This window comes from Geminocystis sp. CENA526, from assembly GCF_050753365.1.
Lineage (GTDB): Bacteria > Cyanobacteriota > Cyanobacteriia > Cyanobacteriales > Cyanobacteriaceae > Geminocystis.
This window is the reverse complement of sequence record NZ_JBLZFY010000238.1, coordinates 1-1,868: the sequence shown is the minus strand read 5'-3', so window position 1 is coordinate 1,868 and position 1,868 is coordinate 1. Positions and strand designations below refer to the sequence as shown.

At 41.1% G+C, this 1,868-nt stretch carries 1 protein-coding gene; it reads right to left on the bottom strand.

Annotation, left to right across the window (positions count from 1 at the left end; translation table 11 throughout):
* Positions 1 to 95 precede the first annotated feature (95 nt).
* On the bottom strand, positions 96 to 1,868 hold a 1,773-nt coding region (locus tag ACN4EE_RS23020), incomplete at its 5' end, for an efflux RND transporter permease subunit (protein ID WP_431708844.1).

The following is a 1,868-nucleotide window of genomic DNA, read 5'->3' as shown; positions in this document are numbered from 1 at the left end:
GTGGGTTATTGATTAACAACTATTCTTAATTCTGCATTCTTAATTCTTAATTCTTAATTCTTAATTCTTAATTCCTCATTCCTAATTCCTAATTCCTAATTCTTAAGGGTTTCTTCCAATTCTAAAACCTGTTGCACTTGTTTGATTTCCTCTTGTTTAAATATCTTACCTAACCAATGAACAAAATTATCCACATAGGTAAAGGTGACAGGCACAACGATTAAAGTTAGTAAAGTAGATGTAGTAAAACCGCCTATAACTGCGATCGCCATCGGGCTTCGGATTTCACCATCAGCACCCCATTCAAGGGCAATAGGTAACATAGCGGCAATGGTAGAAATAGAAGTCATGACGATGGGGCGCAATCGAGATACCCCTGCATATACAACCGCTTGAAATTGTGTTCTTCCTTCCTTCATTCCAGCTATAGCAAAGTCAACTAAGAGAATGGCGTTTTTGGTGACTAAACCTAATAACAAAACGATACCAATAAGAGCGAATAATCCTAATTCTTTTTGAGTGACTAATAAGCCTAATAACGCCCCCCCAATAGATAAGGGTAACGCCATGAGAATGGCAACGGGATAAAGAAAGTTGCTATAGAGTAAAACTAAGATACCATAAATACAACCAATGGCGAGGGCAACAGCACCTAAGAAGCGACTGAATATGTCTCGCATGATTTCTGCATCTCCCGAAGGTTCTTGAAATACATCGGTAGGTAAAGGATTCATCACGGGAAGGGCATTGACGGCACTAAGCGCATCCCCTAGGGAAATTCCTTGTAAATTAGCACCAATTTCTACTTTTCTTTGACGGTTATAACGTTGTATTTCCGCAGGTCCACTGGCGAGGCGAATATCTGCTACACTGGCTAGGGTGACTAATGTACCGTTGTTACTCGGTACTCTCAAATTCTTTAAGGTTTCGATGTTACCACGATATAAAGGATTAATCTGCACTCGGATAGGAATTTGTCGATCGATCAGGTTAAATTTAGCTAAGTTAGAGTCATTATCCCCTATGGTAGCAAGGGAAGCAGTACGCGCGATCGAGTTAACGGAAACTCCTAAATCGGCGGCTTTTTCAAGGTTAGGTTGAATAATAATCTCTGGTTTGACTAAACTAGCACTAGAAGACACCTCTACTAATCCAGAAATCCCTCTCATCTGGGTTTCCAATGTTTGAGCGGTTTGTGTTAGAATCTCCCCATTATCGCTTTTTAAGACAATGGTTAAGTCTTTACTACTCCCTCCTGCACCTTGAGAGCGAAATGTCACCCTCGCCCCTGCTATGGTGCGAAAATAGTCACGCATTTGGTTTTGAAACTCTTGTTGAGTGATGTCTCGCTCATCTTTCGGCACGAGATTTACATACATCGTGCCTTCGTTAATTTTACTTCCTCCTATATCCGCTAAAACACTCTTGACGGCAGGATTAGATTTGACTTTATCAGTAACTTGTAAAGCGATCGATCGAGTATCTGCTAAAGTGGAGGAAGGTGGTAATTCGATCGAAATAGTACTTAAACCCGTGTCACCTTCACTAAATAAACCTTGAGGAATATAAGGCACAAGTTGCAAACTGCCGATAAAAAAAGCAATAGCGATGATGATAGTCGATATTTTGTTGCGCAATGCCCAACTTAACACCGTGCGATAGGGATGAATTTTTTTTCTGCCATTAGATGAATTATGGGTTTTATTAAGAGGTTTAGCTTTAAGAAGATAGGCGCTTAACATGGGAGTCATGGTAGTAGCCACGAGGGTAGAAAACATGGTAGCCACTGCCACTGTCACCCCAAAGGGTTGGAAAAACTGCCCCGGCACACCTCCCATAAAGGCAACGGGTAAGAAAACCGCCACAAT